The organism is Pseudomonas sp. JV245A (assembly GCF_032424515.1).
GTDB classification, from domain to species: Bacteria; Pseudomonadota; Gammaproteobacteria; order Pseudomonadales; family Pseudomonadaceae; genus Aquipseudomonas; species Aquipseudomonas protegens.
This window is the reverse complement of sequence record NZ_VYKE01000558.1, coordinates 1-419: the sequence shown is the minus strand read 5'-3', so window position 1 is coordinate 419 and position 419 is coordinate 1. Positions and strand designations below refer to the sequence as shown.

Sequence of the window (419 nt, the reverse complement as noted above, 5' to 3'; positions counted from 1 at the left end):
TCGATCACCGCGCTGGAGGTGAGGATGCGAATACCCTTGGCCCGGGCTTCTTCCACCAGGGCGCCGCGCGGGTTGTGCCGCGCATCGGCGATGGCCACCACTTGCAGGCTGGCGTCGAGCCAGTCCAGGGCCACACGGTAGGCGTGGTCGTTATTGGTGGACAGCACCAGTTTCTTGCCCGGGGCCACGCCGTAGCGCCGCACATAGGTGGAGACCGCGCCAGCCAGCATGTTGCCCGGCACGTCGTTGTTGCCGTAGACCAGCGGCCGCTCATGGGCGCCGGTGGCCAGCACCACGCGCTTGGCGCGGACCCGATGGATGCGCTGGCGTACCTGGCCGATCGGCGCGCGGTCGCCGAGGTGATCGGTGAGACGCTCGTGAATGGTCAGGAAGTTGTGGTCGTGGTAGCCGTTGACCGT

Annotated in this window: 1 pseudogene; it reads right to left on the bottom strand. The window is 67.8% G+C overall.

Features of this window, described 5'->3' with window-relative positions:
* A pseudogene (locus F6S12_RS33010) lies at positions 1-419 on the bottom strand (sarcosine oxidase subunit alpha); the annotation flags it as partial.